At 32.9% G+C, this 8,059-nt stretch carries 4 protein-coding genes and 1 pseudogene; 2 read left to right on the forward strand and 3 right to left on the reverse strand.

From position 1 onward, the window contains the following. Together AAC053_RS12835 and gyrA are read right to left on the reverse strand one after the other, a co-directional pair. Positions 1-557 (reverse strand): annotated as a pseudogene (locus AAC053_RS12835) (hypothetical protein); the annotation flags it as partial. A 29-nt stretch (positions 558-586) separates the two neighbouring features. Then, positions 587-3,124: a DNA gyrase subunit A gene (gyrA, locus tag AAC053_RS12840; RefSeq protein WP_339757353.1), complete on the reverse strand. Its 2,538-nt coding sequence runs from the start codon at positions 3,122-3,124 to the stop codon at positions 587-589. Positions 3,125-3,385: 261 nt separating this feature from the next. Here gyrA and AAC053_RS12845 point away from each other — a divergent pair, with 261 nt between their 5' ends. Then, positions 3,386-5,938, forward strand: coding sequence for an ATP-dependent Clp protease ATP-binding subunit (locus AAC053_RS12845; protein ID WP_339757356.1), 2,553 nt, complete (start codon positions 3,386-3,388; stop codon positions 5,936-5,938). Between the two features lie 85 nt (positions 5,939-6,023). Next, positions 6,024-6,389: a hypothetical protein gene (locus tag AAC053_RS12850; protein WP_339757358.1), complete on the forward strand. Its 366-nt coding sequence runs from the start codon at positions 6,024-6,026 to the stop codon at positions 6,387-6,389. 19 nt (positions 6,390-6,408) lie between these two features. On the opposite strand, the gene hutH is transcribed toward AAC053_RS12850, so the two are convergent. Further along, a complete protein-coding gene (gene hutH / locus AAC053_RS12855) occupies positions 6,409-7,938 on the reverse strand; it encodes a histidine ammonia-lyase (RefSeq protein WP_339757359.1) in 1,530 nt (509 codons plus the stop codon). Positions 7,939-8,059 lie beyond the last annotated feature (121 nt).

Here is an 8,059-nt window from a genome sequence, read left to right on the forward strand (position 1 = left end):
TAATTTAACGCAATTCCAGTATACCCTAAATTCTTGAGTTGTACATAATAATCTAATGCCGTGTCATAATCCTTAGCAGTAACAGCAGATGATGCTGCATAATACAAGTATAAGGTGTCTTTTGGTGACATTTTGTATACTTTCTCAAAGCGTTTAGCTGCTAATTTAAAATTCTTATTATTAAAAGCATTATTAGCCTTTGTAAAAAAAGAATTAAGCATTTCTGCTGATATTTCATTAGCCTCTTTGGTATATTTTAATTTACCTATTTTAGATTCTAAGTCTTTTAACTCGTCTAAAGTTGTAATAGCTTCATCGATATTAACATCTGTACCTGCACCATTTGCATATAATGCTTTAGCTTTGAGTAAATAAAACTTTGCTTTAGTTTTATCATCCATATTTCCCATTAATGCTTCAGCTAAAGAAACCGCTGATTTAGCATCAGCAAAATTCGAATTCTTAAGTGCTTTCTCAATTGCCTTTACCTCGTTCTTTTGTGCAAAAGACATTGTTGTAATAGCCAAGAGCAGCACAAATGTCATTAATTTTTTCATCTTGTAATAAATAGTTTTGTTGTTAATTTTTAGTTTTCTGTTTCATTATTATCAATAGCCGTGCCATCTTCATTAGATCCATGACTATCAGTTGCTTCAGAATCGATACCTTCAGCATCTTCCTCATCGTCTTTCATAACTTTAGCAACAGCTGCTATAGAATCACTACCTTTTAGGTTTATTAATTTTACACCTTGTGTTGCTCTTCCCATAACTCGTAAATCAGCTACTGTCATACGTATCGCAATACCAGATTTATTGATAATCATTAAATCGTCATCATCGGTTACATTTTTAATAGACACTAAGTTACCAGTTTTTTCTGTAATAGAAATTGTTTTTACCCCTTTTCCACCACGATTGGTAATTCTATAATCTTCTAGACTTGAACGTTTCCCATAGCCATTTTCTGAAACTACAAGAATATTGCTTTCCATATCATCTACTGCAATCATACCGATTACTTCATCAGTCTTTTCATTCTGAAGTCTAATTCCTCTAACACCAGATGCATTACGACCCATTGGTCTAGTTTTAGCTTCTTCAAAACGAATAGCTTTACCAGACTTAAGCGCCAACATCACCTGACTTTCTCCTGTAGTTAATTTAGCCTCTAATAAAACATCATCTTCTTTAATTGTAATGGCATTAATACCATTAGTTCTTGGCCTAGAATACTGTTCTAAAGATGTTTTTTTAACCTGACCTTTCTTAGTTGCCATAATCACATAGTGACTATTAATATACTCTTGGTCTTTTAAATCTTGTGTACAGATAAAGGCCATAACTTTATCATCTTGTTCAATATTTATAAGGTTTTGGATAGCTCTACCTTTAGAAGTCTTTAATCCTTCTGGTATTTCATAAACGCGCATCCAGAAACATTTTCCTTTTTGAGTAAAGAACAACATATATTGGTGGTTAGTACCTACAAATAAATGTTCTAAGAAATCTTCATTACGAGTAGTAGATGCTTTTTGACCAACTCCTCCTCTATTCTGTGTTTTATATTCAGTAAGAGAAGTACGTTTTATATAACCTGCATGAGAAATTGTAATCACAACTTTCTCATCTGGTATCATATCTTCAATACTTAAGTCACCACCTGCATATTCTATTACAGAACGTCGGTCATCACCATATTTATCTCTTACAACTTCTAATTCGGATTTAATGATATCCATACGACGCTCTTTCTTCTCTAGAATATCTTTTAAGTCTTCTATAGTAGTCATTAAAGTATCATACTCTGCACGCAGTTTATTTTGTTCTAATCCTGTTAATTGACGCAGACGCATTTCTACTATAGCTTTCGCTTGTATTTCACTTAATTCAAAACGCTCAATTAACTTTGCTCTTGCTTCATCTGCATTATCAGATGCTCTTATAAGTGCAATTACCTCATCAATATTATCTGAAGCTATAATTAAGCCTTCTAATATGTGAGCTCGTTCTTCAGCTTTGCGCAATTCATAAGTTGTACGCCTTACAACGACTTCATGTCTGTGTTCTACAAAATAATGTATAAGTTCTTTTAAATTAAGCATTTGTGGACGGCCATTTACGAGTGCAATATTATTTACACTAAATGACGATTGTAAAGCTGTGTACTTATATAGTTTATTAAGAACAATATTAGGAATTGCATCACGTTTTAAAATGTAAACGATACGCATTCCGTTTCTATCCGATTCATCTCTAATGGTAGAAATACCTTCTAGCTTTTTATCATTGACCAAATCAGCAGTCTTCTTAATCATGTCTGCTTTATTAACTTGGTATGGAATTTCTGTGACAATGACACATTCTCTACCTTGCACCTCTTCTATAATAGCATTACCTCGCATTACAATCCTTCCACGACCTGTATGAAAAGCTTCCTTTACACCATCATAACCATATATAGTTCCACCAGTAGGAAAATCTGGTGCTTTGATGAATTGCATTAATCCATCAATATCTATATCATTATTTTCTATGTAAGCAATTGTACCATCAACAACTTCTGTTAAGTTATGCGGAGGCATATTCGTTGCCATACCAACAGCAATACCAGATGCTCCATTGACTAAAAGTCCTGGAATACGTGTAGGTAAAACCGTTGGTTCTTCTAAAGTATCATCAAAATTCAACTTATGATCTACAGTCTCCTTGTCGATATCTGCCAACATGTCTTCAGATATCTTACGCATACGTGCTTCAGTATAACGCATTGCTGCTGGACTATCACCATCTACAGATCCAAAGTTACCTTGTCCATCAACTAACATATAACGTAAGCTCCATTCTTGAGCCATTCGCACCATTGCATCATAAACTGAAGTATCACCATGTGGGTGATATTTACCTAAAACTTCACCGACTATTCTTGCCGATTTTTTATGTGCACTATTTGCTCTAACACCCAGTTCGTGCATACCGTAAAGTACACGTCTGTGAACTGGCTTTAAACCATCTCTTACATCTGGTAAAGCACGTGACACAATGACTGACATTGAGTAATCAATGTAAGCCGATTTCATTTCATCTTCGATGTTAATTGGAATGAGTTTTTCTCCTTCTGCCATATATAAAATTAATTAATTTTTTTGTAGATTTTCAAAACGTGCTAATATAACCAATTTATGAGTGTTTAAAGAGAATTGAAAAGTGATTTTTAGGAGTATTTATTAACAATATTTGATATCTTTTTCGTTAATAAGTATCTGTCTATTTGCTTTGATATAAAATGCTTTTTTAGTCTCTTCGTTTACAACATTTAATTAAGGTATAGTTTTTGCTCTATACCAATATGTTTTTATTATTTTTAATGCAGAAAGGAATTTACTATGGATGATAATTTTTCACCAAGAGTTAAAGATGTTATAGCTTATAGCAAAGAAGAAGCCTTGCGTTTAGGTCACGACTTTATTGGTACCGAACATTTAATGTTGGGTCTATTAAGAGATGGCAATGGTAAGGCTATAGATATATTAAGTGCGTTAGAGGTTGATCTCAATCATCTTCGTCGTAAAGTAGAGATATTGAGTCCTGCTAATCCTAATATAGTTACAACATCTAACGAAAAGAAGAACTTACACCTTACAAGACAAGCTGAGCGTGCCTTGAAGACCACATTTTTAGAAGCCAAGTTGTTTCAGAGTACCTCCATAAATACAGCACATTTGTTATTGTGCATTTTAAGAAATGAAAATGATCCTACGACAAAGCTTTTAAACAAGCTTAAGGTTGACTATGATAACGTAAAAGAAGAATTTAAATCTATGATTACTAGCGAAGATGATTATTTAGACACTCCAAAAGCAGAATCGTTTTCTGATGATGATGTAAATGAAGAAGATGATGATGCAAAACAGAATCCTTTTGGTAGTCAGTCTAGCAAAACAAATAAGAAGTCTAAAACACCTGTTTTAGACAACTTTGGAAGAGACTTAACAGTACTCGCTGAAGAAGGGAAATTAGACCCTGTAGTAGGACGAGAAAAAGAAATACAACGTGTTTCACAAATATTAAGTCGAAGAAAGAAAAATAATCCTTTATTAATAGGAGAACCAGGTGTTGGTAAATCTGCAATTGCTGAAGGACTTGCATTAAGAATTATAAAACGAAAAGTATCACGTACCCTATTTAACAAACGTGTTGTAACTTTAGATTTAGCTAGCTTAGTTGCTGGAACTAAATACAGAGGACAGTTTGAAGAACGCATGAAAGCTGTAATGAATGAACTTGAAAAGAATGATGATATTATTCTTTTTATAGATGAAATTCATACCATAGTTGGAGCAGGTGGTGCTACAGGGAGCCTAGATGCGTCTAATATGTTTAAACCTGCTCTTGCAAGAGGCGAAATACAATGTATTGGTGCTACAACTTTAGATGAGTATAGACAATACATAGAAAAAGATGGAGCGTTAGAGCGTCGTTTTCAAAAGGTAATTGTCGAACCAACTACTGTTGAAGAAACAATTGAGATCCTTAATAATATTAAAGGTAAATACGAAGAACATCACAACGTTGATTATACAGATGAAGCTATTGAAGCATGTGTAAAATTGACTAATCGATATATGACCGAGCGTTTTCTTCCAGACAAAGCTATTGATGCTTTAGATGAGGCTGGTTCTCGTGTTCATATCACAAATATTGATGTCCCAAAACAGATTCTTGAATTAGAAAATAAACTTGAAGAGGTAAAAAAAACAAAGAACACTGTTGTTAAAAAGCAGAAATATGAAGAAGCAGCAAAGCTTAGAGATGATGAAAAGCGTATAGAAAAGGAACTTGCTACTGCTCAAGAAAAATGGGAAGAAGACACTAAACAACATAGAGAAGTAGTCACAGAAGATAATGTTGCAGATGTGGTTTCTATGATGACGGGTATTCCTGTAAATAAAATTGCTCAGAAAGAAATTTATAAGCTATCGCAATTACCAGATTTAATAAAAGGCAAAGTGATTGGGCAAGATCAGGCTGTTGCAAAGGTTGTAAAGGCTATACAAAGAAATAGAGCTGGACTTAAAGACCCAAATAAACCAATCGGTTCATTTATATTTTTAGGTCAAACCGGCGTTGGTAAAACGCAATTAGCTAAAGTTTTAGCAAGAGAATTATTTGATAGTGACGATGCATTAATACGTATTGACATGAGTGAATACATGGAAAAATTCGCTATTTCTCGATTAGTTGGTGCACCTCCAGGTTATGTTGGCTATGAAGAAGGTGGTCAGTTAACAGAAAAAATTAGACGTAAGCCTTATGCCGTTGTGCTTTTAGATGAAATTGAAAAAGCGCATCCAGATGTATTTAATATGCTTTTACAAGTTTTAGACGATGGTTACTTAACAGATAGCCTTGGTCGAAAAATTGATTTTAGAAATACCATTATTATTATGACATCTAATATTGGTGCCAGAAAACTAAAAGACTTTGGTACCGGAGTTGGTTTTGGTACGTCTGCAAAAGAAGCTCAAGAAACGGATTATGCTAAAGCAGTGATTGAAAACGCACTTAAAAAAGCATTTGCTCCTGAGTTTTTAAACAGAATAGATGATGTCATTGTCTTTAATGTTTTAGAAAAAGAACATATTAACAAAATTATTGATATAGAACTAGTTAAGCTTATAGATAGAATCAAAAATTTAGGTTACCAACTAAAACTTACAGAAAAAGCAAAAGATTACATTGCAGAAAAAGGATTCGATAAACAATATGGTGCTAGACCTTTAAATAGAGCTATTCAGAAGTATATTGAAGATGCTTTAGCTGAAGAAATTATTAATTCTAAAATACATGAAGGAGATTCCATCACAATGGACTTAGATACAAAAACTGATGAATTAAAGATTAAGATTAAGTCTCCTGGTAAAACAACAGAATCTTAGGTCATTTAAACTATTATAATTAAAACTCCTTCAATATGAAGGAGTTTTTTTTTATCTTTTCATTGATTAAATAGATATTTAGTCAATGAATAAAACCCTAACCTTCGATTTTTGTAAAATGTCAATCTATGATAATTATGTTGTTGTGGTTATAAATGAGGGAGTAAACCTAACACCAAATCATAATAGTGTTCTTGTTGAAGTTACAGAAAACCATTTTTCAGAGAAACCTTTTGTATATATTACACATAGAATAAATTCTTATTCTGTAGATCCAAAAATTTATTTTGAAACTTCTAAAATTGAAAACTTAAAAGGCTTTGCAGTCGTTTCAAGCAATTATCAAGCTAAGATAAATGCTCAAATAGAGCAAATGTTCTTTAATAAACCTTTTGAAATATTCACAAATATAGAAGAGGCTTTTAATTGGGCTGATAATCTTGTGAAATAATTATGTGCTAAAACAAGAGTTATTTCAAGCCATAAGTATTTAAAAACAATTCTTCAATCTCAACATCGACATCTTTTAAAAATTGAATTGAAGCTTGTATATTATCGTGTAAAACTTCATCTACTTTTATAAAAGGAACCACCTTTCTATATTGCTCCAAGAAAGATTCTAAAAAAGGAGAGGTTTTCAAAGGTTTTCTAAACTCCATGGCTTGTGATGCATTCATGAGTTCGATAGCTATGACACGTTCTACATTTTTTATTAATGTATAGGCTTGTGTCGCCGCATTAGCTCCCATACTCACATGGTCTTCTTGTCCATTACTAGAAACAATACTATCTACACTTGCAGGTGTTGCCATTTGTTTATTGGCACTAACAATGCTAGCTGCTGTGTATTGTGGAATCATAAACCCGGAGTTAAGACCTGGATTATCCACCAAAAACGCTGGCAAACCTCTCAATCCTGAAACCAACTGAAATATGCGACGCTCAGAAATATTACCAATTTCTGCCATAGCAATTTTTAGATAATCTAAAGCTAATGCCAATGGTTGCCCATGAAAATTTCCACCAGAAATGATTAAATCCTCTTCATGAAAAATATTAGGATTATCAGTTACTGAATTGATTTCTGTTAAAATAACTTTCTCTACAAAATCGAGCGTATCTTTTGTTGCTCCGTGAACTTGAGGGATACAACGGAAAGAATAAGGATCTTGCACATGTTCTTTAAGACGATCAATCAATTCACTTCCTTTAAGAAACTCATTAAAGCGTCTTGCTACTTTTCTCTGACCAGGATGCGGTCTTACAGCATGTACCAAATCATGAAAAGGATCTAACCTACCATCGAAAGCATCTAATGAAATACTAGCAATGATGTCTGCTAAATACGACGTTTTATGAGACATCATTAGTAAATACACACCATAAGCACTCATAAATTGTGTTCCATTTAAAAGCGCAAGGCCTTCTTTGGCTTCGAGTTTAATAGATTTCCAATTAAACTTTTCTAAAATAACTGAAGCATCATATTCTTTGTCCTTATGAACAACTTTACCTTTTCCTAGCAATGGTAATGCTAGATGAGCTAAAGGAGCTAAATCACCAGATGCTCCCAAAGAACCTTGCGTATATACAAATGGAAAAATATCATTGTTAAAAAAATCAACCAGTCGATTTATAGTATCTAACTGAACACCACTATGACCATAGCTTAGCGATTGAATCTTTAAAAGCAGCATTACTTTTACTATAGATTCTGGCACTCTATCTCCAGTACCACAAGCATGAGACATTACCAAGTTTTCCTGTAGCTGGGTTAAGTCTTTATCAGAAATCTTTACATTATATAAAGAGCCAAAACCAGTATTTATACCATACATTGGTTTTTTATTGTTCGCTAACTTAGCGTCTAAATAAGTCTTACAAGCAGCTACTTTATTTTTTAGCTCGTCAGAGAGCTTTAATTTCTTATTGTCTTTAAAAATATTGTAAATAGTTACAATGTCTAAAACTTTTGAAGAAATGATATGATAGTTATACATGAAGAGTGTTTTTAAGAAATTCAAAATTGAGAATAAATTTGGATTTTACAAGGTTTTGTTAATAATTCATTCAATTCTAAAATTTATTTTTTAATGTTTATTTTTGACCATGAACAAATCC

The sequence above is a fragment of the uncultured Winogradskyella sp. genome (assembly GCF_963975125.1).
In the GTDB taxonomy this organism is placed as follows: Bacteria; Bacteroidota; Bacteroidia; order Flavobacteriales; family Flavobacteriaceae; genus Winogradskyella.